This is a genomic window from Sphingobacterium sp. DR205, from assembly GCF_011064245.1.
GTDB classification, from domain to species: domain Bacteria; phylum Bacteroidota; class Bacteroidia; order Sphingobacteriales; family Sphingobacteriaceae; genus Sphingobacterium; species Sphingobacterium athyrii.
The window spans coordinates 1,331,160-1,356,731 of sequence record NZ_CP049333.1 but is presented as its reverse complement, the minus strand read 5'-3'; the positions used below and the strand labels follow the sequence as shown (position 1 = coordinate 1,356,731).

Genomic DNA, 25,572 nt, shown 5'->3' with positions numbered 1-25,572 from the left:
ATTATTTCCAAAGCCCACGCTTGGCCTGACGGGCCTGCCGTTCTAATTTTACAAAAAAATCAGCATACTGAACGTTCGGCGCCAAGGTGTATGTCACGGCGTACCCCTGCGCTACCAACTCCGCGTTAACAAATTTCTCCCTAAGATACACATAAGCAAGAAGTCTTCCATACCGATCCTTTTTACCGACATCAAATACCAGCTTTACATTTTTTCCAGTCAACATAGCCTGTAGATATTCTTTTGCTTCCGGGCCATAGTAACCAACCTCCTTTCGTGCTGTTCTCCTTGTTTCGGGAGCATCAATCCCGATCAACCGCACCCGCTCACCTTTTTTACGACCATTATCAATGACAAAGGTATCCCCGTCTATTACCCGTCGTACTGTTGCATACCGCTCCTCCCCTTTATAGGAAAAACCTAAAAATAAGAAACAGATGATCGTTGCGCTCACCAAAAAATTAAATCGCTTTAGCATAAAAATCACATTTTGGGCAAAGGTAGTAAAATACTTTTTCAGCAAACAACGGATAAAACACAACATATTTCAACAAAAAAACTATTATTTTTAAATAAAAAAAACACTTAAAAATAATCTATTTTTCACCTATTTTTTTATGTTAAAAAATCATTAAAAAACAGGTGTAAAAAAGACAATAAAAATCATAAAATATTAAATATAAGATATATACAAAAACAAAAACACTTCAAAAAACTATAAAAAACATTTATTTTTAACATAAAAAAGTAGCGAAAAAAGCGACAAAAACACACCAATAAATGATATATTTTTTATGAAAAAATTTATTTTTTCTTTGATATTTCAAAAACATTCGTACATTTGAAATGTCAAACAACACTAAGGATGAACAGATCATATACATATTTCTATTTTAACTTCTTTTATTTTAAAAATAAGAGCCGGGATTAGATTGTGTATACATTAAAAATATAACAAGAAAGAGTCCCGGTTTAGATCATCGGGACTCTTTCTTGTTTAAGGGCAAAATAGCAACAAGAAAATGAGTTTAAAAATTGCGATACAAGGAGCAAAAGCTTCATTTCACGAGGAAGCAGCATTTAAATACTTTGGACGTGAAGTCGAGATCGTTGAATGTGATTCATTCAAAAAAACCTGTGAATTGCTTAAGCAAAGAAAAGTAGATTACATTGTTATGGCGATCGAGAATTCGATTGCGGGTAGCCTATTACCAAACTACAATCTGCTTCGGGATTATAAATTCCATATCACAGGTGAAGTCTATCTCAACATTCAGCAGAATCTGATGGTATTGCCGGGCGTCAAATTGAAAGACATCAAGCATATCGAATCACATCCGATCGCCATCCGTCAATGCGAAGAATTTCTTTCGGAGCTGGAAGGTGTACGCATCACAGAGGGGTCGGACACCGCAGCTACAGCAAAAATGATTGCTGAACGGAAATTGACCGATACAGCTGCAATTGCAGGCACTTTGGCTGCGGAGATTTATGGGCTTGAGATTTTAGAGAAAAGAATCGAAACCAATAAAAAGAATGCGACACGTTTTTTAGTTCTTTCAAATGAGGTGGTTGAGCACAAAAATGCGAACAAAGCATCTTTATCGTTCCAAACCGGAAATACGGTTGGATCACTAGCGACTATTTTACAGTGTTTTGCTGAGCAAAATATCAACCTGAGCAAGATTCAGTCCATGCCTGTTATCGGAAAACGCAACGAATATGACTTTTTTGTTGATGTTGAATGGAAGAAACAATCTGACTATGAAGCTGCGATCCGAAAAGTACTCAAACATAGTGTCAATTTCAATATTATGGGCGAATACATCAAAAACGAGAAACTATAATCAACAACTTAATAATTTTAAAAAAATCAACTTACACTGAATCTGTTGGAGCGATAAAAGCTTACAAATCAAGCATAACAGCTTAACAGACTCAAATACCTTTAAAAATTTATTCCGATGAAAAATACATTAGAAATCACTCCTTTGAAATCATGGTTGGATACTGGAGACAAACCTTTAATTATCGCAGGCCCTTGTAGTGCTGAGACAGAAGAACAGTTGGTATCTACAGCACATCTATTGGCTAATACTGGAAAAGTAAATATTTTACGTGCTGGAATCTGGAAGCCCCGTACTCGTCCAGGCGAATTTGAAGGTATCGGTTCCATTGGTTTGGAGTGGTTGAAGAGAGCAAAAGAAGAGACCGGTTTATTGACAGCTACAGAGGTTGCGACAGCAAAACACGTCGAAGAAGCTTTAGCAGCTGGTGTTGATGTACTTTGGGTAGGCGCCCGTTCAACTGCAAACCCGTTCACAGTACAAGAAATTGCTGATGCACTACAGGGAGTAGATGTACCAGTTTTCGTAAAAAACCCTGTTAATCCAGATTTATCGTTGTGGATCGGTGCTTTGGAGCGTATCAACCGTGCAGGTATCAAAAAATTAGGTGCTATCCACCGCGGATTCTCTTCTTACGAGAAAACAGCTTTCCGTAATGAGCCGATGTGGGATCTAGCCATCCAGTTAAAAACTGCTTGCCCTAATTTGCCGATCATCAATGACCCTAGCCACATTTGTGGTAACCGCGAATTGCTACCGTACATCGCACAAAAAGCAATGGATATGGATATGCAAGGTTTGATCATCGAATCACATATTGATCCTTCTGTTGCATGGACTGATGCCAAACAACAAGTTACGCCAGCAGCCCTAGCAGAGTTGATCAATCATTTAACATTACGTAAGGCTGATTCTGACAACCCTTCATTCGAGGACAAATTAGCCGAATTGCGCAGCAACATTGATAAATTGGACGATTTAATTATTCAAAAAATTGGCGAGCGTATGAAAATTGCAGAGAAAATCGGTGAATACAAACGCGATAACAATGTGACGATCTTACAGGTAAACCGTTGGGATGAGATTGTTCAAAAACGTACAAAACTTGCTGAAGCGCTATCTTTGGGTAGTGAGTTTGCAACAAAATTCCTAGAATTAATTCACAATGAATCTATCCGTAAACAAAACGCGGTAATGAATTCACAGGAACAACCAACGGCCGAAGCATAATGAATCAACAAGTCATCAAGCTGACGCACCCATCAAAAAAAATAAAAGGCACGGTTCAACTGACAGGATCAAAATCCGAGAGCAACCGTGCTCTTATTATCCGCTCGTTGAGCAAGGGACAGGTTGATATAGCGAATCTTTCCGAGGCTGCTGATACGGTGACGTTAAACCGTGTATTGCAGATCGCATCAGATCCCCAACCCGGCTACAACACGATTGACATCGGTCCGGCAGGTACTGCAATGCGCTTTTTAACGGCCTATCTGAACCTTGTTCAAGGAAACTTTATCCTTACTGGGACCGAACGCATGCAGCAACGGCCAATTGGTATATTGGTTGATGCCATGAAGGAGATCGGCGCTGACATTCATTATGAAAAAAAGGCCGGCTATCCGCCCCTAAAAATAGAAGGAGGCTTATTTCAGGGGAAGGACCGTGTCCGTATAAAAGGAAATATCAGTAGCCAATACATCTCGGCGCTGCTATTAATTGCTCCTGCATTGAAAAAAGGGCTCACATTGGAAATTGAGGGCGAACTGACTTCCAGACCCTATGTATCCATGACCCTCGATATGCTAAAAAGCGTCGGCATACAGCATGAGTGGACAGCGAATGAAATACATATCGCCCCACAGACTTTTTCAAAAAGCACGATTTATGTGGAGCCAGATTGGAGCGCAGCATCTTACTGGTACGCTATTGTAGCGCTGGCTGAAGACGGTGCATCGATTATCTTACCGGGGCTTAAAAAAGACAGTCTGCAAGGAGATATTGCAATTGTCGATATTATGACGCATTTTGGCGTGCAATCCAGTTTTGAAGCCGATGGCTTGCATCTTCAAAAAACCGCAATAGATTCGAAAAAAAAGTTATTTGATTTCAAAGAATGCCCCGATCTCGCGCAGACTGTCGTCGTTGTCGCTGCAGCTTTAGGCCGTGACGTTTCTTTTACAGGTCTTGAGACATTAAAGATCAAAGAAACGGACCGAATCGCAGCTCTCCAGACTGAAATAGCAAAATTTGGCGCTGAATTGATAGCAGATAACGAAACCTATCATCTTAAAACAGCCCAGGTATTCCAGCCAAAAGAGGTAACCTTTGACACCTATGAGGATCACCGTATGGCAATGGCATTTGCACCCCTTGCATTGGTTTTTGACGAGATCAAGATTGCAGAGCCAATGGTTGTAGAAAAATCATACCCTGATTTCTGGAAACATCTGCAGGCCCAATCTTTTAGCATTGACTAATATTTTAAAAACCCGGGAGAATATAGTTTTATACTCCCAGGTTTTATAACCTATATACACGCTATTAATAGCTTTAATGGCAACAAAAGAAATACTACCCGCGGACAGACTCAGATGTGATTTAAAAGCATCAAAATTGATAAAGTTAGGTTTTACAGTAGTGTTTTCATTGCATTTAAAGGCAAATTTATCTAAGTTTATTGAAATTTAATTTTTATGGCAGGAAACTCATTTGGCGATTTATTCAGAATCAGCACTTTTGGCGAATCACACGGTAAAGCGATCGGTGTAATTATTGATGGTTGCCCCTCAAATATAACGATAGACGAAGAGTTTATACAGTCGGAACTAGATAAACGGAAACCCGGACAGTCCAGGATTACCACGCAACGAAAAGAAAGCGATACTGCTCAGATATTATCGGGCGTATTCGAAGGGAAGTCGACCGGAACACCGATTGCCATTGTTATACCTAATGAAGATCAACGTTCCAAAGACTATACCCATATTAAAGATATCTTTAGGCCTTCCCATGCGGACTTCACCTATCAGATGAAATATGGTATCCGTGACTACCGTGGCGGTGGCCGCTCTTCAGCCCGTGAAACAGCCGCCCGCGTTGCTGCAGGTGCTGTTGCAAAGAGCTTTTTACAACAATTTGGCATCGAGATCTTCGCGCATGTTTCGGGTGTGGGTACGATCGAAGCCCCGAATTTGGACACGAAAGACCTTAAAGCCCTGCTTGAGCTTCGGGAATCTAATATCGCACGCTGTGCTGACCCAGCTACAGCCAATGAAATGGTCGAATTTATAGATTCCGTAAGAAAAGCAGGTGATACAGTAGGTGGACGCATTTCGGCCGTGGTAAGACATGTCCCCGTTGGACTTGGGGAACCCGTATTTGACAAACTCCATGCTGACCTCGCCAAAGCAATGATGAGCATCAATGCCGTACACGGATTTGAATATGGATCAGGTTTTGCAGGTTCGGAGTTGCGAGGTTCCGAACATAATGATATATTTGTAGCAGATGACCATGATTTAAATCAAGTGCATACACATACCAATTTCTCCGGGGGAATACAAGGCGGTATATCAAACGGTATGGATATTACTTTTAAAGTAGCATTTAAGCCTGTTGCCACCATCATGAGGGATCAAGAAACAGTCGATATCCATGGCAACCCCGCCATCGCAAGTGGCAAGGGAAGACATGATCCTTGTGTTGTTTCGAGGGCGGTAATTATTGTAGAAGCCATGGCGGCACTTGTGATTGCGGATCATCTACTTAAACATCAAAGTTACAAACATGCTGCAAGATAATTATGTCGTAGGTGTTGACATTGGAGGCACTCATATTTCCGCCTGTATCATTGACACCAAACAATGGAATATACATTTAGAGAACGTGGTCAGAAACCACGTTTTTTCTCAAGGAGATGCTAAAACGATTTTACACACCTGGGCTTCCACAATACGGGATAGTATTACCACCTCACCCACTGCTATTCAATTCATTGGCATTGCAATGCCGGGACCATTTGACTATGAAAATGGGATTTCTAAAATGTTAGGACAAAGCAAGTACGATGACTTGTACGACAAAGATATTAAGAACCTATTGTCCGCTGAGTTGGGTCTACCGCCTACCGCCATTCACTTTATCAATGATGCAGCAGCTTTTTTACAGGGGGAAATATTTGTACAGAACCTTCAGACCAATCCGAGAATACTCGGGATTACTTTGGGGACAGGCTTAGGATCTGCGGTATGGAATAAGGGCGAGAAGGCCTTCGATGCAGACCTCTGGAATACACCTTACCAGGAAAGCATCTTTGAAGAATATCTTGTAACAAGATGGTTTGTCAAACGGTTCAAAGAGATCGCAGGGAAAGATGTCACCGGTTTAAAGGAAATCTTGGACAATCATAGAGAAACAGCTGCATTCGCAACAATCAAGGATGAATACGCAACACATCTATTTGATTTTATGCAATTTTTTGAAGAAAAATACCAGACGAATATCTTTATTATTGGTGGCAACATCGCAAAAGCACTTCCTATCTTTATCGCGGACCGGGAAGAATTCAATAGATTCACCATCCATACAGCTATATTGGGAGAAAAGGCTGCCATGATTGGCGCCGCAAGTATATTCAGTTAATCCAGCGGCTTAGAAACAGAAAATAACGTTCCCCAAAAAAAATGCTATTCAAAAAGCGCCTCGTAAGGAGCTCTTTGAATAGCATGGTTAGCGTAACAGATCCAAAGAGATATCCATCTATTCAAACATAGATGGATATTTTTCTGGATTAGCCTCATGCATGATTGCATACACCGTTTCCACAACATCATCCGAAGATGGCTTCGAAAAATAGTCACCATCCGAACCATAAGGAGGTCGATGCGCTTTTGCTGACAATGTCCGAGGCTGGCTATCAAGCAAATAATAACCATTTTGATTTTCAAGTATTTCCTTTAATATAAATGCGGCGGCACCCCCGGGGACATCCTCATCCACCACCAACAACTTATTTGTTTTTTTCAGAGACTCCGCACATAATTGTGCTTTGTCAAACGGCAACAAAGTCTGAGCATCAATAATTTCGATAAATATCCCTAGACGTTCCAATTCTACCGCAGCTTCTTCGACAACGCGTAAAGTTGAGCCATAGGAGACAACCGTAATATCCTGTCCCTCTTTAATACATTCTGCATAGCCGATCGGCACCGTAAATTCACCAACATTCTCCGGCAAACGCTCTTTGAGGCGATAACCATTCAGACATTCAACGACAATAGCCGGTTCATCAGAGCGGAAAAGTGTATTATACATTCCAGCAGCCTGTGTCATATTACGGGGTACACAGACATGCAATCCTCTTAAAGCCCCCAATATTACGGACATCGGTGATCCGGAATGCCATATACCTTCCAGACGGTGTCCGCGGGTACGGATAATGACTGGTGCTTTTTGCCCTCCGAAAGTACGGTAACTTAAGCTCGCCAGATCATCACTGGCAACGGTAATTCCATAGATCAAATAATCTAAATATTGAATTTCGGCAATTGGTTTTAAGCCGCGAATCGCCAATCCGATTCCCTTGCCGATAATCGAATTTTCACGGATTCCGGTATCAAATACACGATGCGCGCCGAGCTTCTCCTGTAGGCCCGCAAATCCTTGGTTGACATCCCCGATCTTTCCAACATCTTCTCCGAATGCCAATAAACGTTCATCGCGTTGAAAATTTTCTTCAAAACAAAGATTCAATACTTCCCGACCATCCACGATCTTGGCATCCTCCGTATAATTTGCAGCAACCACAGGCACGTTCAACGGAGAATCAACTCCATCAGTAAAAAGTTTGGAATTGTACCTATTTTCGTTATTTTCCTGTTTAACCTTATACCAGTCCAACAATTCCCGACGGCCTTCAGTCTGACTTCCTTTAAGCTCATGGAGCACCTTTCGGACCTGTCCATAGACCTCTTTCAAAGAAGGTTCTACCATCGATTGTAGTTTTTTTGCCGCAAAGTCGGCTTTCTCATTTGGAATTCGAGCCAGTAACTCGATGGCTTCTTTTGCTTCAAGTGTCAAAGTTCTGATATAATCAGCCCAAGCTCTTTTTTGTTCCTGACGAACAAAATCTTTGGCCTCACGATCCAATTGATCTAACTCTTCATCCGTAGCAATGCCCGAACTTTGAATCCACTCCTTCATTTTGGCGATACAGTCGAAGTCCGTTTCCCACTGCAAGCGTTCCTGAGATTTATAGCGCTCGTGGGATCCCGAAGAGGAATGCCCCTGTGGCTGTGTCAGTTCGGTCACATGGATCAAACAAGGGATATGTTTTTCTCTTGCAATGCTGGCGGCCTGCTCATACGTTTCACACAAGCCCGCATAATCCCAACCTCTGACCTTGAAAATTTCAATTCCGTTGGTCAGTTCTTCTTTTTGGAAACCCTTGAGTATTTCAGAAATATCACCTTTTGTGGTCTGGGTCTCATTCGACACCGAAATTCCGTAACCATCATCCCAAATAGAAATAACTGCAGGTATCTGATGTACTCCGGCAGCATTGATAACCTCAAAAAATACCCCCTCCGACGTTGCGGCATTCCCGATGGTACAGAAGGTAACTTCATTTCCTTTATTCGAGAAATAGGACAAATAATCCAAATTTCTATTTTGTTTATATAATTTAGAGGCCAATCCGAGTCCCAGCACCCGCGCCATCTGCCCACCTGTGGTGGATATATCTGAGAAGGAATTCTTCTGCACGGTTTGATCAAGCCAATTCCCTTGATCATCCAACACCCGTGTAGAAAAATGACAGTTCATTTGCCGACCGGCAGAAGAAGGATCTGCCTCAACATCCGGATGTGCATACAATTGAGAAAAAAAACGATAGACATCACTGATGCCCGAAGCAAATATAAATGTTTGGTCACGGTAATATCCCGACCGCCAATCGCCATTTCTGAAGACCTTAGCCATCGCAATTTGTGCCAATTCTTTTCCATCGCCAAAAATACCAAACTTAGCCTTACCGGTAAGCACTTCTTTACGCCCCAATAAACTCACGTAACGACTCTCCAAGGCAGTTCGATAATCATTCACAATAATCTTTTTGAACTCGTCAAAGCTCAAAGCGGAAATAGATTCATTGTTTTGGTCAAATGCAGTATCAAGCATATTCTTTTTTGTTTCAACAAATTTAACAAAAATATTATTCTATATAATTGGTGTTTGTCAAATAAATTGACAATCAATAGTTCGATTTTGAAATAGAATATTCTAATTTCTCAAATTAGTACTTTTTGAGAAAAATTCCTAATTTTTGCAGATTTTTAATTAATATAGATAGGAATTAATTTTATTTTTTTACTGTGAATTTTTCAACACTACAACTCAATAAGTTCCTTTTTTCCAACCTTGAAAAACAGAAGCTTTCGGTACTAACAGCCGTACAGGAACAGGTTATCCCTGCCCTATTGGATGGCAAAGATTGCCTGGCGATTGCCCCTACTGGAACCGGAAAAACCGAAGCTTTCGCCATCCCCCTCGTTCAACATTTATTAGAAAAGGATCAAAATGAACATGCCTCCGTTCTTATTCTGCTTCCAACACGTGAACTCTGCATCCAAACGAAAGATAGAATCGCTAAGCTGATCGAGGGTACAAGCCTCAATATCGCTTGCTTTTATGGCGGCGGAACTTACGAAAGCCAACTTGCAGCCTATCCCAAAGCTCAGCTGATCCTGGCTACTCCGGGCAGACTGCTTGACTTTCTGGAACAACAGCTTATTGACCTGAAATCTATAAACACCTTAGTCATTGATGAATTTGATCAACTGCTCGATCTGGGTTTCGCACTAGAAATCAATAAAATTATGCTGGCACTTCCTACGGAAAGACAGTCTATTTTCGTATCGGCAACACGCACGGCGGAAATGGATAAAATAATTCATAAAAGGCTCAAAAATCCAATCGAAATCGTCGTAGAAAATCCACTTAAAAAAGGAAAAATACACGAATATGTGCTGTATGTTGATAAAAATGACAAGAAAAATCTCATCCGATATCTGCTTGAAGACAGGATAAAATCGCAAGTGCTTATTTTCACACGTACCGTGCATGCTGTCGAACGAATTGAAGCAGACCTTCAGCGAAATGGTGTTTCGGCTCTCGCCTTATATGGCGACAAGTCGCAACAGCAACGGGAGGATATCGTCAGTAAATTTAGAAACAAAGAAAACAGGGTATTAATAGCGACGGATTTATTAGCAAGAGGCATGGATTTCCCAAATCTTGAAGCTATTATTAATTATGAAGTACCAGATTCCCCTGAAACATATACACATCGGATCGGAAGAACGGGCCGTTCTCAGGCTGACGGCATAGCCATCACACTCTGCGACGCAGAAGACAATCAGAAATGGATAAAGCTACAGTTAGCACTAAATAAACAGATACAGATTGACGATCAACATCCATTTTTATTGAGTTGGGAAAAAATGCTGTCCAGCAGCCAAAGCAATACCCGAAAAGGCCAATCAAAATCGAGAAAACGTCGTTAAATTATAATTATTCTTTTACTTTTACCTGCAATTAACAAAATCACAGTCCAAGATGAGTACAATACATTTATTTGACGATAGTAATAATGCGAACGACAATCGCCTGGGGGATCTCGAAAAAACCATCATCATCAACAATCTGATGGAGGTTCCTTTTGACGAACGGGATGAATTATGGCGCGATACTTTCTTAAACAACATAGCAGAATGCACCCTAAAGCTTGCTGAAACTGAAGTTGTGGTCGGCCCGGACGGATTTCCTTATTTTCAGTTGGAAAGTGTGCCCAAGGATCAAAATTTTCAGGCTTTCGTCATCAAAAATCGCTTGAAGGATTTTGTATTGCCGAAAGGTTTTGGTATCGCCATCAATACACAAAATGCAAATCCGGATTGGGTCTTTACTTATGGCGATTTGGTTAATTATTTCTTGAACGACGAGTTTTATACAGACCAGAGCGTTTTTTCACAAAAAAATGAACAGACCACCATTGGTAAAGATGAAGAAATATTAGTTGGTCAACCATCGGAAACAATCCTCCCGCGTCATGTCCGGACACAGCTCCGTGAGTTTTTGGATTATTATGGTGTAAAGAACGCCAAAATTATGCTTATTGCACGTAATTATAAAGACGAAGAAAAAGTGTCTCAAGATCTGGTCTTTAATATTGTTGCCAATCAATTTAGGACAGAAAAAGAATTCACGAATATCATGGAAGCAATCGGCTGGTTCTTGCCAAGACATTATTCCTATATCGGATTAGATGAGTTTGCGATTGAAAATGGCTTTATGCCATTGTAAAAGAAAAAATTTGATTATATAAATAGAGAATAAATAATGTTTCCATTTAACGTAAGAGTATACGGAATATTGATCAACGAGAAAGAGGAAGTGCTGATCAGTGACGAGAGGACGGAAAATGTTTCATTTACCAAATTTCCGGGCGGAGGATTAGAATATGGAGAGGGGCTATTAGAGGCTCTAATCAGAGAATACCAAGAAGAGTGCGCATTTGACATTGACGTCGTTAAGCATATCTATACAACTGATTTTTACGAGAAATCAAGTTTCAATGATAGTCAGATCATATCAATTTACTATCAGGTCAAAAATACTTCAGCCATTCAGATCAGAACAACCACCAAGGCATTTGACTTTGATCCGAACGAGAAAGTGGAAGATAATAAGCGTCAGTCTTTCCGATGGGTTCCTGTCCATGTACTTAGGATAGCAGATCTAACATTTAAAACGGATCAAGTTGCCTGGACAGAATTTTTGAAAATGCTGAAATGATAAGAATTTTTTTAATTTTCGTCAATTTTATTTGTATTTAAAAAATAAACACATATCTTTACGTAAACCAATGGAAATACTTTGTTTTTTTAAAGTATTGACCTTAATAATTACATTTTATTATTTTTTTGATATCTCGTAAGACGAGATGAGTGAAGAGAAAAGCGATATCAAACAGACATTGGTTTATTGAATTTGTAAATTCCTAGTCCTATAGGTTTTTTAATAGTTAGTGTGATTTTATGGCGATACTCCCCGTATCGCCTTATTTTTTGTCTTATTATACGCTGACACCTGACACCTTTATTTAGAGTCTTTTATACATCCCGGGAGCACGGTTAGATACTCACTCTCATTTCAAACCCCGGCAACGACAGCAACAATTGCGGATCCTATTTGAATGCGACGAAAGAAGCAAAACACAAATTTTTATGCAATACATCGATATCTTTAAATCCGACTTTTGCCAATAGCTCGAGCTGATACACCAACGGTCTCGGTGTATCCTCATGTTCGATATAGGCAAAGACATGATCGCGATAGGCTTCATTTTGCAAATTCGTTAAGTAGGCTCCATATTTTTCGCGATAGATCAACTGTTGGAGAGGCGCACTATTTTGTTCGATAAGATCGAAAATCCATACGCTACCACCACTTTTGAGTAATCTAAATAGTTTCCGGAATGCAGTCTCCCAATCCTGATCGTCCCGCAGATGGTGTAATACCGCCGTCGCAATTATTACATCATATTTTCCCTCGGATAGATCGGCCTGCCGAAAATCGCCTTTGACCTGATGCACCCGCCCACTGGTAAGTGCTCCGACACGTTCTTTAGCACGTTCTAACATCGGTAAACTCAGATCAACTAAGGTAACATCTGGATTGGAACTGACTTTTTGCAATAATTTGACATCATAGTTACCTGCACCGCAGCCAATATCCAACACCTGCTCGAGATCCGGATAAAGGGATGAAATCGCATCCGTTATAAGTTCCATATTCCATACGGCATCCAATGTCGTCGCCTGCCCTGTCTCTAAATTAGCAAACCGTTCGACATCCTTGTCAAATCGCGTTTCAATCTCCTGTAATGTTGCTTTATTCATAGTAATATATTTATTTACGAGCTAACTATGCTCTGTTGTCTTTCGATGAATACATCGTATCCGGGTCGTTTTGAAAAGCATGTCAGGCTTTTTCCGATAAGATAGGATATATAAATTTTAATTATTTAAAGGTAGGGTTAACTCGAATTCATTAAAAATATTTATTTTGTCATCGATTCATACCAAAAAAGTATCAATGGAAATCAGACATCTTATTTATTTCAAAACAGTAGCCGAGGAACTTCACTTCGGAAGAGCAGCCGAGCGTTTATTTATGTCCCAACCACCGCTAAGTAGACAGATCAAAGATCTTGAAGATGAGCTTGGTGTTATACTCTTCTTCAGAACAAATAAAAGGGTGGAACTGACTGAGGCTGGTAAATACTTTTTGGAAGAGGTGGGCGAGCTCCTCCAGAACTTAGAGCATAGCAAAACAATCACCAAACAGATTCATAACAATATTTCCGGAGAATTTAAATTAGGCTACATCAGTTCCACTCCCAAACAAATGTTGGCGACGGTATTAAAACAGATTCAGCAAAAATTCCCCTATCTACGGGTCAGCCTGTTTGAGACATCCACACAAAAACAAAAAGCAGCGTTAGAAAACGGAAAATTGGATCTCGGAATTATGCGTGCGCCCATATACGCTAGCGAGCTCCTGATCACACCGCTATTCGAAGACCCAATGGTCATTGTCGGGTCTACAGCAGTCGACTTCAAGGATATCAATTTTTTCAACGAGAATTTCATCTCCTTCAACCAAAAATATGCTTCTGAATATCATCGTTTAACAATCAATACCTGTAATCGCATGGGATTTGAGCCCAAGATTGTGCACCAGAGCAATTCCATGTCTTCCATCCTCGAATTGGTGTCACAAGGTTTAGGACTAGCTGTTGTTCCTGCATCAACGATAAAACAGTATCCTCATCTGAAATTAAAGATCATGAAACTCGATGATATAGATAGCAAAACAGAAGTTATTTTGGTTTCCAATATAAAAAGTAAGAACAGTGCACTCGGAGAGTTCATTCAATGTATTCAAAAGGAATACCTTAAATTTAATAAAGCATAATAAAAAAAACCGGACTGGTTTGTCCTGATTCAAACAATGAAAAAGACCATCATTTCCCTGCTACAATTAATGCTGTTGCTCCCCATACTATTGTTCGGACAGCAGGCATCAGAAATTGACCAGAAATTGCAGGCCATTATGCAGCACTATCAAGCAATAGGATTAAGTGTCGTACTCGTCAAAAACAACCAGATTGACTTTCATAAAAACTATGGTTACAAAAATATAAAAGACAAAACCCCGTTACAGGACAATGACATCTTCCGGATAGCTTCCATATCAAAGTCATTTACAGCCACCTCTTTTATGCAACTCTTAAAACAGGGCCACTGTTCTTTAGATGATGATTTCGGCGATCTAATTGGTTTCCCGATTAGAAATCCAAACTACCCTGAGGTAAAAATTACCCTGCGGATGGTACTTTCCCATACCTCCAGTATTAATGATAAAAACGGATATTTTAATCTGGATGTGATCAATCCATCCAAAAATCCGAACTGGCAAGATTCATACAACAGTTATGCCCCGGGCAGCCAATATCAGTATTGTAATCTAAATTTTAATATGGCGGGAGCCGTATTGGAGAAACTGACGCAGATGCGTTTTGATAACTATATCTCCAAAAACATTCTCAAGCCATTGCAACTTTACGGTGGCTATTGTGTTGACTCGCTGGATCATTCGAGATTAGTCCCTTTATACTCATTCGATGACAAAGCTAATTTTATCGAAGAAGCAAACGCCTATGCCCCAAGACGCGAAGAACTTGCAGCCTATCAACCAGGCTATACGACCCCTGTACTCTCACCCACTGGTGGTATGAAAATATCAGCACTCGATCTTGCAAAATACATGCTCATGCACATGAACTATGGTACGGCTAACGGGAAAAAAATAATGGATAAAAAATATGCAAAGATCATGCAAACGGCGGTCAACAAGCAATCGGGTTATGGTCTTGCCATCATGAACGAAAGCAGCATTATTCCCGGCATTACTTTAACAGGTCATACCGGATCTGCCTATGGTTTATACAGTGCGCTATTTTTTAATCCCGCAAAAAAATATGGATTCGTAGTGATCACCAATGGCTGCAACTTACCAGATAGCGAAAATTTCAATCCTTTGCTTAAAGATTGCATCCAAGCCCTGTATGATAGCTTTATAAAATAGGCTGAAGTCTAAAGACAGAGTCTGACTGTCTGTTTCAAGCAGTAAAGAAAAAAATTAAATGGATAGCAGCTTCCACAACAACCCATAAAAATACCCCCAAATAGTGTTCGACTTTTTGGGGGTATCGTATCGTTGAGCGTATGGATTGATTTATTTTTTATTCTCAACCCAGTTTACAATTGCCGGATCCAATGGATTGGTTGCTGATCGAAAGCGGTGTACCAGCTGACCATTTTCATCAATCAGGAATTTTTCGAAGTTCCATTTAATATCGCCGGTAAAATCAGGATTATTTTGTGTGATCAAATATTTAAATAATGGCGAAATCTGATCACCTTTCACATCTACCTTTTCTGCCATTAAAAAATCCACACCATAATTCTGCTCACAAAATTCTTGAATCTCGGTATTGGAACCCGGCTCCTGCTGTCCAAAGTTATTCGCCGGAAAACCAATGATTACCAATTTATCGCCAAAGGTCTTGTGCAGTTCTTCCAAGTCTTTATACTGTTTCGTAAAACCGCATTTAGACGCTGTATTGACGATCAAAATCTTCTTACCTTTGAAATCGGACATTTTCACTTCCTGCCCTTCCAGGGTCTTAAAAGTGAAATTATAAATTTCGGGATTGCCAAATAACATTGACATATACACCATAATAGTTGCTATAATCATATTTTTTTTAGTTTAAAGACTCAACAATGAGTTACTCTCTCTTTCCAATACTGCATTGAACAATTCATTAATAGGTGACTTGAGGATTGTTCCGACCTTAATCTGATGCGTTTCACACACTTCACGTAATAATAAATCAAAACTGTAAGCAATTGACCCCACAAAGTGGCACTCATACTGATTGTAATCAGCATAAGTTAAAATAGATGCCTGAACGAACTCTTCAAAACCACCTTTTACCAGGTCGATGATAAATGGATGGGTAATATTATCAGACATGAAAGGCGCAAAAGATGCTAAAAAAGCATTTGGCCGTTCCTTCTGATACACGTTTTTTATAACAATCTCTTTATTTATGCGGTATTTGACCGCAAATTTTTCGTTCAGATCTTTCGGCATACGCCCATAAAGAAATAAACGAAGAAGCTTTTTCCCAAAATAGGCCCCAGAGCCTTCATCTCCCAACACATAACCGTTGCCATTGTGCGAAGGCATCAGCTCTTCGCCATCAAAAAAGCTCAGGTCCGATCCTGTACCAAGCGTGGCAACATATCCTTTTTTATTGCCACAGGTTGCCAACGCACATCCGAAAAGATCGTTCTCCACAGCGATATAGGCATTTTCGAACAGGGGGGTCAAGGCATTTGAAACCATTTCACGGCGATCTGGGGTAATGCAGCCAGCTCCAAAAAAATAAAGCTCCGTAACCTCATCCGCATAAGGTATTATTTCGGGTATCTCTTTAATAACCCGTGTAATTTCTTTTTCGTTAACGAAAAAAGGATTGAGTCCATTTGTACTGAACGAAATAGGTGCACTGTCGGGCAATTCCAATTTCCAATCTGACTTTGACGAGCCACTATCAACAACTAAGATCATACAAATTCTTGATTATTTTCCCCTGATAAACTAGTGTATCAAATATACGAAAATTACGTCCAAACTGAAACGACGATTCTTAAAGAAAATACGTATCTTGGATTTCTTATGTGACATCTTTACAATCCAATGAAACTTTTTAAATCAATCAAAGTCTAACGGATTTAATGAACTATTGAAGAACCAATAAAACATTTTTTTGTTTGATTTAAGCATAAGATACTTTTAATTTTGTAGCGCATACTAAAATCATCTTTCATGGATAGTGACCATTTAAATATACCCATAATAAACTTTGAGGTATCTTTTCCAGAAGTACAGGCTCATTACATTAACGTAAAAATGAGCATAAAAAAACTCAATCAGCCTTATGTTGATCTCAAAATGCCAGTTTGGTCGCCAGGTTCCTATTTAATTCGTGAATATGCAAAAAATGTAGAGCGGTTTAAACCTGTTGATACCGACGGAAATCCCATTCCTTTCCGCAAAATTTCAAAAAATACCTGGCGTGTTACAACAGATGCACTGGATCAGCTGGATATCAGCTATGCCGTATATGGCTTTGAAGTTTCTGTCCGCACGAACTTTTTCGACAGCGACCACGCATTTATAGTCCCAACAGCCACATTTCTACATATTGACGGTTATATCAACATTCCTTCGCGAATTGTTATCGTGCCAAAAGAGACTTGGAAAAATATTTCAACCGGACTGGAACGCCTGACTCAACATACTTTTCATGCACCTAATTTTGATGTTTTATATGATAGTCCGATTGAAGTAGGAAATCAGGATATCTGGAAGTTTCAGGCTGCGGGAGTAGAACATGAGTGTGCCATGGTAGGCGGTGGATCCTATGATAAAGAACGCCTTACAAGAGACATTACACGTATTGTGGAAGAAGAAACCCGTATCTGGGGATCAAATCCCAATAAACGTTACGTCATCATCACACACAATTATCAGTCCGGTGGCGGAGGACTTGAACACCTCAACTCCACGGTATTGGGTGCGTCGAGAAATGCCTACCGGAATGAAAACAGCTACAAAACATACCTGAGCCTGGTCGCCCATGAATATTTTCATTTATGGAATGTAAAGCGACTTCGCCCTAAAGCACTGGGACCTTTTGACTATGATGGAGAGAACTATACCACGGGCTTGTGGATCATGGAAGGCTTCACCTCATATTACGACAATTTAATCATTAAACGCTGTGGATTCTATGATGAAAAGGAATACCTGACATTATTGGCAAATGACTTCAATATTGTCCTGAACCGCCCGGGGCATGAAATACAATCCGCTGCTGCCTCGAGCTTTGACACCTGGATCAAATATTATAGGCCGGATGAAAATGCGATCAATTCGTCCATCTCCTATTATAATAAAGGAGCAATGCTTACCGCATTACTGGACATCAAAGTCATCGCAGCCACAGATGGAAAAATAAAATTGGATGATATCATCCGGGCGGCTTACGAAGAGTTTTTCTTAAACCTCGACCGTGGATTCGAAGAAAATGAATTCCAGAGCCTTGCGGAACGTATTGCAGGCACTTCACTGGATGACATATTCCAGGCAGCCCACCAGGACGGTGAACTCGATTACAATGCTTATTTCAATTTGGTGGGTTATGAAATTGTAGACAGCAACAAAGATAAGGAGACCTTAACATTGGGCATCACGACCAACAAAATAGATGGATTGATCAGCATCGCAACCGTTGAAAAAGGAACTGGCGCCTATGATGCAGGATTGAGTGTAAAAGATGAATTGATTGCAATAAATAATGTCAGATTAGATGTAAAAGACAAGGAGATCGATTTTATTACACAGCATGCTGCTGAAGGCGACCTATTGAATTTCCTTATTGCAAGAGATGGGATCGTGCGGGAAATACCGGTCCAAATCAGAAAGAACAACAAGAAAATCTATGAGATCCGCCAGCTAAAAGAACAGACATTCTTACAGGAGCTGCTGGGAAAAATTTGGATGGCCTGACCTGAATATTCCGGAGACAATTACATCGTGACGCTTTAGCCACCGGCAATCTTTAAACAGCCCCGGCAAAAATATATTTTTGCCGGGGCTGTTTATTTAGAACTTATATCTTACCGAGAATCCGATAGGATCAAATATCTTGAGACTGGATTCATTCAGAAAATCAAAATAAGGTTTTACATCCAATGAAATCTGAAAGGGAGCCTGAGGGATATTATATTCAATCCCCACAATACCGTCTATACTTAAATTAAGATGGGAGTCAAACGAATGGCGCTGCCCCTCTATAATTTTATCCTTTTCTTTGTAAGAACCGATACTTCCACCAAAGCCATAGTACCAATTTAGACCAGCTGTCAAAGGTTTGTAAATCTCGTATAATCCAACGACACGAAATCGTCGATAATCGGAATTGCTCTGAATACTCATAATACCTTCCAAAGCGTGATTCGAATTAAGCGTATGACGGTAAGTAATTCCTTGAGCAGAACCAAATCGCCCTCCAATAGCGCCTCTATTATCCAACTGAGCTACAGCTTTATTGGACAATGCACCAAACATCAGCATTCCACCGACAGCCAAAAATATTTTTCTCATAAAAATTGAACGCGTTATATGCTTCTTTATATATTCCAAAAGTAACAATTACAGCTATAACGACACAATGTTTAATTTGTTATGACATTAATCCAATATCAACAACTTTATTTCTGATATTTTTTTTATATTTAAGTCAGTAGTGGTAACCAAATAAACTGAAGTGATATGGGCAGAATTTTTGACTTTATAACCTTATATAAAGAAAAATACGCAAAGGACATTATGGTGGCAGGACGAGATGCCAGTGGCAGCTGGAAAACGTATTCTACCAAAGAATATACAGCAGCAATCGACACCTTGAGTAGGGCACTCCTAAAGTTGGACCTGAAGAAGGGGGATCGTGTGGGAATAATGTCCGGAAATAGGCCTGAATGGAATTTGGTTGATTTTGCCTGCAATCAAATAGGACTTGCAACAGTACCCCTCTATCCTACTTTGTCGGCACAGGATCTGTCATTCATCGTCAACGATTCGGATGTCAAAGTACTATTTGTAAGCAATAAAGAATTGACTGCGCGTATTGGGCAAGCAATCAAAGAACATGGTATACAGCCACGGGTGTATACGTTTGACCAGATTGAAAATCATACCCCTTTAAACGAATTAATAGCCAGTGCAGTAGATGAAACCACCGATCTATCCGCCCATCGCGATAGCGTCACGGAGGATGACCTGTTGACCTTAATTTATACCTCAGGAACTACTGGACGTCCCAAGGGGGTGTACCTCTCGCATAAAAATGTCTATAGCAATGTCACCGCCTGTAATTATTTGATACGGGAAGATTTCAAAACGGCACTCAGCTTTCTTCCCTTATGTCATATTTTTGAACGTATGGTGGTATATATGTACTACTCAAAAGGTATTCAAATTTACTTTTCAGAAACTTTGGATAATGTGGTTGCCGATATCAATGATGTCAAACCAGATGTCTTTACCACAGTACCGCGTGTACTGGAAAAAGTCTATGACAAGATTATTGACAAAGGGAAGGCGCTCACCGGAATTAAAAAGAATTTGTTCTTTTGGGCCGTGGACTTAGGGCTAAAATTCCAGGAGCCGGGCAAAAATGGATTATTTTACAGTTTGAAACTGCGTATTGCCCGCAAACTCATTTTTTCGAAATGGCAGGAAGCATTAGGAGGGAATATTAAGATTATCGTATCTGGTGGAGCAGCGCTTCAAGAGCGTTTAGCACGCATATTTTGGGCAGCCGACCTGAAAGTACTTGAAGGCTACGGTTTAACCGAAACCTCGCCAGTTATCGCCGTAAACTCCTATCTACCCAATGGGTTAAAATTTGGAACAGTCGGAAAGCCGCTTAAGAACCTTGACGTAAAAATCGCTTCAGATGGTGAGATTCTTGTGAAAGGCCCCAGTATTACTACCGGATATTATCAAAATGAAGAGGCCACGAAAGAAGCTTTCGATGAAAATGGGTTCTTCAAAACCGGAGATATCGGTGAAATTACTCCGGATGGTTTTCTAAAAATCACCGACCGGAAGAAAGAGATGTTTAAAACTGCTGGCGGAAAATACATTGCCCCCCAGTCTATCGAAAATAAATTAATGGAATCCACCATGATCGGACAGGTCATGGTGATCGGTGAAAACAAAAAATTTCCAAGCGCACTGATCGTTCCCGCCTTTGATGTCCTTTCAAAATGGGCTGCTCAAAAAGGGATATCCAGTAATTCCAATGAAGAAATCATCAAAAATCCAGAAGTTATTCAAAAATATCAAGATGAAATAAACCGATTATCAAGTAACTTTGGCCATTGGGAGATTGTCAAGAAATTCATCCTTCTACCAAAAGAATGGACAATAAATGAGGGGCAGTTGACCCCAAAATTGAGTTTGAAACGAAAAGTTATTTTAAAAGAGAATGAAGCTGCGATCGACAAATTGTATGTAGAGCAGAATCAAGAATAACAATTTGCACGATTATTGGAGCGGATAATCTTATTATGAAGCAGGTTACACTAAAAGATCTATTTACATTCGGATACTGGAAAAATATTTGGCAAGTCATGATTGACGCCTTCAATGGATTCAATGATGACAAATGCATGAAGAAAAGTGCATCACTGGCTTATTATACAATCTTTTCCATAGGCCCCTTGCTGATGATCGTCATTTGGTGTATCGGTTTCTTTTATGGAGAACATCTTGAAAGTGGTTCTTCCGCACAGGATCAGGTACTCGAAGAGGTCATGGTACTTTTTGGGCAAGATGTGACCACGCAGATTCAGTCCTATCTTCAGAAAATTACTTTTGAAAATAAATCCAATATGGGGATCACAATCGGTATTGTCACCCTGGTCATTTCCTCCACAACTTTGTTTGTAGATATCCAAGATTCAATAAACAACATCTGGAAAGTAAAGCCCAAACCCAAGAAAGGATGGTTAAAACTGATCATTAATAGACTTATTTCCTTTTCCATCGTGATCGCTTTAGGCTTTTTGTTAATTGCTTCCCTGATGATAAATGGGGTTATCGTTGCGGTGACCAATTTGGTCATGACTTATTTTCCCATCATCCCGATTGCCCTGATATCTTGGGTCAATACCGGCATCACATTTTCTGTTATTGTTATACTTTTTGGATTTATCTTTTCGTTTCTGCCCGATGCTAAGGTCAAATTCCGTGATATGCTCGGCGGGGCGATTTTCACCGGGCTTCTTTTTATGTTGGGCCGCTACGGTATCTCGCTTTATCTCAACCTTTCTTCCACGGCAAGTTTCTATGGTGCAGCTGGTTCGATCATCATCATGTTATTGTGGATCTATTATTCAGCCGCGATACTTTACTTTGGAGCAGAATTTACCAAATTTTATGCGATCAAATTTGGTGCAGGTATTGTCCCTTCGGCATTTGCCGTTGCCATTGAACAAACAGAAAAAGTAAAGAAAATGGGCACTGATGCTGAGGCCCATATCGGCGATACGATTCAGGTATTAAAGTAACCGCACTATTTTTTCTCTTTTTTCCCACTAATGGAACCATCTATGCCAATCACGTCAATAACTCTATCACCAATTTGTGTGATATCTGATTTCAGGCCAATCATTACGGTAAAAATATTGACGGGTGTATGCTGTATTTTTCTAAAATTATGCAGGTAACCCAATTCCAAGCCAAGAAAAAAGCCGTTAAATTTATAATCAGCTCCAGCACCTAATTTACTCGACAGATTAAAATGATTTTTATTTTCCATCTTAACGAGTTTCTCATCGATCAGCACATTCGCACGGGGCTCACTGGTCAATCCAACCCCCGGTCCCAGGAAGCCGTAAACATTCAGCCTGCGCATCTGTTTGCGCACGCCACCTGAAAAAGCAAAGGTATAAAAGTTCGTATTTGCATCTTCGATACGATAGGCAAAATCGGGATCAGGCAGACGTTGCTTGTATTTGAATGACAAAGTATACAATGTCGGGGAGACAAAAAACATCGAGTTTTTGAGGGAGATATCCAAACCAATGCTACCTGAAAATTTAGGGGAAAGTATATCTTTGGTCTTGCCAATGGGGAAACCCATTCCAGTTGTTCCCCAATAATAAACTTTTCGGTAATGAATCGTGTCAACACCGCCCTGAGCATAGGTATCCATGCTCAACAACAAAAGAAGAATGAAAGCAAGAAGAAATCTTTTCATTTAAAAGCGTTTAATACTGAATAAGAACAATATTAAACGCATAATGTTCAAGCTCTAAAAAATATTTTAAAGATAACTTTTGGATTGAGGCCCCTGATTAAACAAAAGATCAATAATACTCAAATCCGGATAAAAACCGTTCTTGTCCAGGAAAACCTGATAATATTCTTTGGGAGCAACCAGTATGCTTTCCTTTTTTGGATGTATCACTTCACGATAGTCAACTATTGCCGAATCATTTATGCGATATTCCTCTGTAAAGGAAAGTGTTCTTCGTAGCTTAATTGACTTGAGTATAAGTTCCAGTTGCGCCACATTAAAGTCCAACAGGTAATCAAATTTTCCGTGATAGAAGCGGCTAAAATCATCTTCATAATATTCAAAATACGCAGAGCTTCTGTAAGCTGTCTGAATACTCAACCAATGTAAACGTTGCCAGTCAAATTCATAACTGATCCGGATATCTTTCATCGGAACCCGATCTTTGTTGCCATGTTGGATCGGAACGATTAGATCCTGCACCCCATTGGCAGAAGCAATACGGGCCCTTGTGCGATAGCTTTGTTTTTGAAAATGTTCGTATTTTTCGATGACAAGCGGAAGATTATGCTCCTGTATGGTATGAAAATAAGATATCGGCGGAAGATAACATGCTGGAAGTAATAACTGCGATTCCATAAAAACTGATGATTTTTGTTATAAGTGACGCAAAAATAACTTAAATTAAGGATATTTGTAAAATACTACTGGGAATTTTAGCTATAGCATGAAACAAAAAGCGTTAAGCGCATTAATCTATATCATCTCTCTTCTCCCCTATTGGTTTCTATATTTGATTTCCGATGGGCTATATTATATTCTTTATTACATTATCGGATATAGAAAGAATATTGTATTTCAAAATTTAGAAAATGCTTTTCCTGAAAAGAGCGATGCCGAACGACTAGCAATCGCAAAAAAATTCTATCGCTTTTTTCCGGACTTACTTGTAGAATCCATCAAATTAAAAACAATTACCGCTGCTGAGGTCAGAAAAAAAATGACTTTGGATAATGAGGAAGAATTAGTCCGTCATCTCGCTGCCGGAAAAAATGTAATTGGAGTCACCTCACATTATGCCAATTGGGAACTTGGAATTCATCGCTTGAGTCTGATTACTGATTTCCCAACCCTGATAGTTTATAAGCCACTAAATAACAAAGATATCGATACGGTATATAATACCATGCGGGGTCGCTTTGGCGCGGAAATGGTTCCAATGAAACAAATTCTTAGACATATCGTCAAATTAAAAGGGCAGCCCAATGTTAGTATGCTGGTCGCTGATCAGACCCCATTATATTCAGACTCTGATTATTTTATCAATTGGCTGAACCAGGAAACATTGGTCTATACGGGAGCTGAGCGGCTATCAAGAATAAGCAAAGCCCCTGTTGTATTTTGTTATATTGGCCGAAAGGCAAAAAGAGGACAATATTTCTGTAAGTTTGTGACTTTGGTGGAAGACCCTTCTGAATTTGCCGAACATGAAATAACCGATTTACACAATCGCTTTGCCGAGCAAATGATTCGTGAAAATCCCGAATATTGGCTTTGGTCGCATAATCGCTGGAAAAGGAAACGTAGAAAATGAGTAAATTACCAAAAGTAGCTGTTGTCATACTGAACTGGAATGGTCGTTTCTTCCTGGAGAAATTCTTACCTTCTGTCTACAACAGTTCTTATCCAAATATTGAGTTCGTCATTGGAGACAATGCATCGGATGATGACTCTATTTTATTCGTCAAGCAGTACTATCCCACCATTACCATTCTTGAAAACGACAAGAATTATGGTTTTGCCGGAGGTTATAACAAGGTCCTGGAACGTGTAGATGCAGATTATTATATCTTGCTGAATTCGGATGTGGAAGTATCTCAAAACTGGATAGAACCGGTTGTTGCTTATATGGAAAGCAACCCGAATATTGCGGCCGCACAGCCCAAGATCCTTTCCTTCCATAGTAAAGAGAAATTTGAGCATGCCGGTGCCGCCGGAGGTTATATGGACTACTTTGGCTTTCCATTCTGTAGAGGAAGAATTTTGCATGAAGTCGAGGAAGATCATGGTCAATATGATCAGGAATCTGAAATTTTCTGGGCATCGGGCGCTGCACTTTTTATTCGGGAAAAAGCCTGGAAAGAAGCAAATGGTTTAGATGAGGATTTTTTTGCCCATATGGAGGAAATTGATCTATGCTGGCGGTTAAAAAAAATGGGCTATGCTATTGGCTACTGCCCGACATCTGTCGTTTACCATGTCGGTGGTGGCACATTAAATGCGAGCAACCCCAAGAAGACCTATTTGAATTTTAGGAATAATCTGGTTATGTTGCAAAAGAATCTACCTTTGGGTAAAGCAATTTGGATAATTTTCCTGCGCCTCTGGTTTGATTTTGCCGCATTGATGAAATTTCTCATTGACCGAAAGCCGAAAGATGCCTGGGCGATCAGCCGTGCCCATCAGTATTTCTTCCTGAATATTTTCAAAAATGCTAGAAAACGAAAGAAATATCAGGCGACAGAAAATCAGAAAGGGCTGTATAATAATTCTGTCATTATTGATTTTTACGCGAATAATAAACATAAATTTTCGCAATTAAATCCGAAAGATTTTAAATAGGGTATTGAGCCTTCTAAACATAAAATGCACAAA

The 25,572-nt window shown here is 39.9% G+C and carries 23 protein-coding genes; 15 read left to right on the top strand and 8 right to left on the bottom strand.

Annotation, left to right across the window (positions count from 1 at the left end; genetic code table 11):
- Position 1: 1 nt before the first annotated feature.
- Positions 2 to 478, bottom strand: coding sequence for a thermonuclease family protein (locus G6053_RS05700; RefSeq protein WP_108637005.1), 477 nt, complete (start codon positions 476 to 478; stop codon positions 2 to 4).
- A gap of 544 nt (positions 479 to 1,022) precedes the next feature.
- On the opposite strand from G6053_RS05700, the gene G6053_RS05695 reads away from it, so the two are divergent.
- From G6053_RS05695 to G6053_RS05675, 5 genes are all read left to right on the top strand, one after another.
- Positions 1,023 to 1,847: a prephenate dehydratase gene (locus tag G6053_RS05695; protein WP_108636938.1), complete on the top strand. Its 825-nt coding sequence runs from the start codon at positions 1,023 to 1,025 to the stop codon at positions 1,845 to 1,847.
- Positions 1,848 to 1,964: 117 nt separating this feature from the next.
- A complete protein-coding gene (locus G6053_RS05690) occupies positions 1,965 to 3,077 on the top strand; it encodes a chorismate mutase (RefSeq protein WP_108636939.1) in 1,113 nt (370 codons plus the stop codon).
- A complete protein-coding gene (aroA, locus tag G6053_RS05685) occupies positions 3,077 to 4,327 on the top strand; it encodes a 3-phosphoshikimate 1-carboxyvinyltransferase (RefSeq protein ID WP_165305749.1) in 1,251 nt (416 codons plus the stop codon). The genes G6053_RS05690 and aroA overlap by 1 nt, the downstream gene beginning before the upstream one ends.
- A 216-nt stretch (positions 4,328 to 4,543) precedes the next feature.
- The gene (gene aroC, locus G6053_RS05680; protein WP_108636941.1) at positions 4,544 to 5,650 is read left to right on the top strand and encodes a chorismate synthase; all 1,107 of its coding nucleotides are present in this window, start codon (positions 4,544 to 4,546) and stop codon (positions 5,648 to 5,650) included.
- Entirely contained in the window at positions 5,637 to 6,491 is an 855-nt protein-coding gene (locus tag G6053_RS05675; protein ID WP_165305748.1) for an ROK family protein, read from the top strand. The genes aroC and G6053_RS05675 overlap by 14 nt, the downstream gene beginning before the upstream one ends.
- 117 nt (positions 6,492 to 6,608) lie before the next feature.
- Here the strand turns inward: G6053_RS05675 and G6053_RS05670 are convergent, their stop codons facing one another.
- Entirely contained in the window at positions 6,609 to 9,026 is a 2,418-nt protein-coding gene (locus G6053_RS05670) for an alpha-ketoacid dehydrogenase subunit alpha/beta (RefSeq protein WP_165305747.1), read from the bottom strand.
- Between the two features lie 194 nt (positions 9,027 to 9,220).
- On the opposite strand from G6053_RS05670, the gene G6053_RS05665 reads away from it, so the two are divergent.
- From G6053_RS05665 to G6053_RS05655, 3 genes are read left to right on the top strand one after another with little or no spacing between them, the layout of a single operon-like run.
- Positions 9,221 to 10,411, top strand: coding sequence for a DEAD/DEAH box helicase (locus G6053_RS05665; protein ID WP_165305746.1), 1,191 nt, complete (start codon positions 9,221 to 9,223; stop codon positions 10,409 to 10,411).
- A gap of 52 nt (positions 10,412 to 10,463) precedes the next feature.
- Complete coding sequence (locus tag G6053_RS05660; protein WP_165305745.1) at positions 10,464 to 11,210, top strand: hypothetical protein; 747 nt, start codon at positions 10,464 to 10,466, stop codon at positions 11,208 to 11,210.
- Positions 11,211 to 11,246: 36 nt separating this feature from the next.
- Positions 11,247 to 11,702, top strand: coding sequence for an NUDIX domain-containing protein (locus G6053_RS05655; RefSeq protein ID WP_165305744.1), 456 nt, complete (start codon positions 11,247 to 11,249; stop codon positions 11,700 to 11,702).
- A gap of 392 nt (positions 11,703 to 12,094) precedes the next feature.
- Here G6053_RS05655 and G6053_RS05650 read toward each other — a convergent pair whose 3' ends face one another.
- Entirely contained in the window at positions 12,095 to 12,808 is a 714-nt protein-coding gene (locus tag G6053_RS05650) for a class I SAM-dependent methyltransferase (protein ID WP_165305743.1), read from the bottom strand.
- 196 nt (positions 12,809 to 13,004) lie between these two features.
- Here G6053_RS05650 and G6053_RS05645 point away from each other — a divergent pair, with 196 nt between their 5' ends.
- On the top strand, positions 13,005 to 13,886 hold the full coding sequence (locus tag G6053_RS05645; RefSeq protein ID WP_165305742.1) for a LysR family transcriptional regulator: 882 nt from the start codon (positions 13,005 to 13,007) through the stop codon (positions 13,884 to 13,886).
- 36 nt (positions 13,887 to 13,922) lie between these two features.
- A complete protein-coding gene (locus tag G6053_RS05640) occupies positions 13,923 to 15,059 on the top strand; it encodes a serine hydrolase (RefSeq protein WP_165305741.1) in 1,137 nt (378 codons plus the stop codon).
- Positions 15,060 to 15,209: 150 nt separating this feature from the next.
- Here the strand turns inward: G6053_RS05640 and G6053_RS05635 are convergent, their stop codons facing one another.
- Positions 15,210 to 15,734, bottom strand: a complete 525-nt coding sequence (locus G6053_RS05635; protein ID WP_165305740.1) for a glutathione peroxidase — start codon at positions 15,732 to 15,734, stop codon at positions 15,210 to 15,212.
- Positions 15,735 to 15,746: 12 nt separating this feature from the next.
- Positions 15,747 to 16,613, bottom strand: a complete 867-nt coding sequence (locus G6053_RS05630; protein ID WP_108636951.1) for an N-acetylglucosamine kinase — start codon at positions 16,611 to 16,613, stop codon at positions 15,747 to 15,749.
- Positions 16,614 to 16,871: 258 nt separating this feature from the next.
- Between G6053_RS05630 and G6053_RS05625 the strand changes: the two genes are divergently transcribed.
- Positions 16,872 to 18,617, top strand: a complete 1,746-nt coding sequence (locus tag G6053_RS05625; RefSeq protein WP_165305739.1) for a M61 family metallopeptidase — start codon at positions 16,872 to 16,874, stop codon at positions 18,615 to 18,617.
- A gap of 96 nt (positions 18,618 to 18,713) precedes the next feature.
- On the opposite strand, the gene G6053_RS05620 is transcribed toward G6053_RS05625, so the two are convergent.
- Positions 18,714 to 19,214, bottom strand: coding sequence for a hypothetical protein (locus G6053_RS05620; RefSeq protein ID WP_108636953.1), 501 nt, complete (start codon positions 19,212 to 19,214; stop codon positions 18,714 to 18,716).
- 168 nt (positions 19,215 to 19,382) lie between these two features.
- On the opposite strand from G6053_RS05620, the gene G6053_RS05615 reads away from it, so the two are divergent.
- Together G6053_RS05615 and G6053_RS05610 are read left to right on the top strand one after the other, a co-directional pair.
- Positions 19,383 to 21,149, top strand: coding sequence for a long-chain fatty acid--CoA ligase (locus G6053_RS05615; RefSeq protein ID WP_165305738.1), 1,767 nt, complete (start codon positions 19,383 to 19,385; stop codon positions 21,147 to 21,149).
- 35 nt (positions 21,150 to 21,184) lie between these two features.
- On the top strand, positions 21,185 to 22,186 hold the full coding sequence (locus G6053_RS05610; protein ID WP_108636955.1) for a YihY/virulence factor BrkB family protein: 1,002 nt from the start codon (positions 21,185 to 21,187) through the stop codon (positions 22,184 to 22,186).
- 5 nt (positions 22,187 to 22,191) lie between these two features.
- Here the strand turns inward: G6053_RS05610 and G6053_RS05605 are convergent, their stop codons facing one another.
- Both G6053_RS05605 and G6053_RS05600 read right to left on the bottom strand, forming a co-directional pair.
- Complete coding sequence (locus tag G6053_RS05605) at positions 22,192 to 22,878, bottom strand: hypothetical protein (protein WP_108636956.1); 687 nt, start codon at positions 22,876 to 22,878, stop codon at positions 22,192 to 22,194.
- Between the two features lie 66 nt (positions 22,879 to 22,944).
- The gene (locus G6053_RS05600; RefSeq protein ID WP_165305737.1) at positions 22,945 to 23,556 is read right to left on the bottom strand and encodes a WbqC family protein; all 612 of its coding nucleotides are present in this window, start codon (positions 23,554 to 23,556) and stop codon (positions 22,945 to 22,947) included.
- An 88-nt stretch (positions 23,557 to 23,644) separates the two neighbouring features.
- Between G6053_RS05600 and G6053_RS05595 the strand changes: the two genes are divergently transcribed.
- Together G6053_RS05595 and G6053_RS05590 are read left to right on the top strand one after the other, a co-directional pair.
- A complete protein-coding gene (locus G6053_RS05595; protein WP_165305736.1) occupies positions 23,645 to 24,511 on the top strand; it encodes a lysophospholipid acyltransferase family protein in 867 nt (288 codons plus the stop codon).
- Positions 24,508 to 25,539 (top strand): glycosyltransferase family 2 protein, encoded by a 1,032-nt coding sequence (locus G6053_RS05590; RefSeq protein WP_108636959.1) that lies wholly within the window; start codon positions 24,508 to 24,510, stop codon positions 25,537 to 25,539. The genes G6053_RS05595 and G6053_RS05590 overlap by 4 nt, the downstream gene beginning before the upstream one ends.
- Positions 25,540 to 25,572 lie beyond the last annotated feature (33 nt).

What these genes read in the sequence shown, in the direction of transcription:
- G6053_RS05700 (WP_108637005.1), bottom strand. Translation starts at nt 478, where the DNA reads ATGCTAAAGCGATTTAATTTTTTGGTGAGCGCAACGATCATCTGTTTC.
- G6053_RS05695 (WP_108636938.1), top strand. Translation starts at nt 1,023, where the DNA reads ATGAGTTTAAAAATTGCGATACAAGGAGCAAAAGCTTCATTTCACGAG.
- G6053_RS05690 (WP_108636939.1), top strand. Translation starts at nt 1,965, where the DNA reads ATGAAAAATACATTAGAAATCACTCCTTTGAAATCATGGTTGGATACT.
- aroA (WP_165305749.1), top strand. Translation starts at nt 3,077, where the DNA reads ATGAATCAACAAGTCATCAAGCTGACGCACCCATCAAAAAAAATAAAA.
- aroC (WP_108636941.1), top strand. Translation starts at nt 4,544, where the DNA reads ATGGCAGGAAACTCATTTGGCGATTTATTCAGAATCAGCACTTTTGGC.
- G6053_RS05675 (WP_165305748.1), top strand. Translation starts at nt 5,637, where the DNA reads ATGCTGCAAGATAATTATGTCGTAGGTGTTGACATTGGAGGCACTCAT.
- G6053_RS05670 (WP_165305747.1), bottom strand. Translation starts at nt 9,026, where the DNA reads ATGCTTGATACTGCATTTGACCAAAACAATGAATCTATTTCCGCTTTG.
- G6053_RS05660 (WP_165305745.1), top strand. Translation starts at nt 10,464, where the DNA reads ATGAGTACAATACATTTATTTGACGATAGTAATAATGCGAACGACAAT.
- G6053_RS05655 (WP_165305744.1), top strand. Translation starts at nt 11,247, where the DNA reads ATGTTTCCATTTAACGTAAGAGTATACGGAATATTGATCAACGAGAAA.
- G6053_RS05650 (WP_165305743.1), bottom strand. Translation starts at nt 12,808, where the DNA reads ATGAATAAAGCAACATTACAGGAGATTGAAACGCGATTTGACAAGGAT.
- G6053_RS05645 (WP_165305742.1), top strand. Translation starts at nt 13,005, where the DNA reads ATGGAAATCAGACATCTTATTTATTTCAAAACAGTAGCCGAGGAACTT.
- G6053_RS05640 (WP_165305741.1), top strand. Translation starts at nt 13,923, where the DNA reads ATGAAAAAGACCATCATTTCCCTGCTACAATTAATGCTGTTGCTCCCC.
- G6053_RS05635 (WP_165305740.1), bottom strand. Translation starts at nt 15,734, where the DNA reads ATGATTATAGCAACTATTATGGTGTATATGTCAATGTTATTTGGCAAT.
- G6053_RS05630 (WP_108636951.1), bottom strand. Translation starts at nt 16,613, where the DNA reads ATGATCTTAGTTGTTGATAGTGGCTCGTCAAAGTCAGATTGGAAATTG.
- G6053_RS05625 (WP_165305739.1), top strand. Translation starts at nt 16,872, where the DNA reads ATGGATAGTGACCATTTAAATATACCCATAATAAACTTTGAGGTATCT.
- G6053_RS05620 (WP_108636953.1), bottom strand. Translation starts at nt 19,214, where the DNA reads ATGAGAAAAATATTTTTGGCTGTCGGTGGAATGCTGATGTTTGGTGCA.
- G6053_RS05615 (WP_165305738.1), top strand. Translation starts at nt 19,383, where the DNA reads ATGGGCAGAATTTTTGACTTTATAACCTTATATAAAGAAAAATACGCA.
- G6053_RS05610 (WP_108636955.1), top strand. Translation starts at nt 21,185, where the DNA reads ATGAAGCAGGTTACACTAAAAGATCTATTTACATTCGGATACTGGAAA.
- G6053_RS05605 (WP_108636956.1), bottom strand. Translation starts at nt 22,878, where the DNA reads ATGAAAAGATTTCTTCTTGCTTTCATTCTTCTTTTGTTGTTGAGCATG.
- G6053_RS05600 (WP_165305737.1), bottom strand. Translation starts at nt 23,556, where the DNA reads ATGGAATCGCAGTTATTACTTCCAGCATGTTATCTTCCGCCGATATCT.
- G6053_RS05595 (WP_165305736.1), top strand. Translation starts at nt 23,645, where the DNA reads ATGAAACAAAAAGCGTTAAGCGCATTAATCTATATCATCTCTCTTCTC.
- G6053_RS05590 (WP_108636959.1), top strand. Translation starts at nt 24,508, where the DNA reads ATGAGTAAATTACCAAAAGTAGCTGTTGTCATACTGAACTGGAATGGT.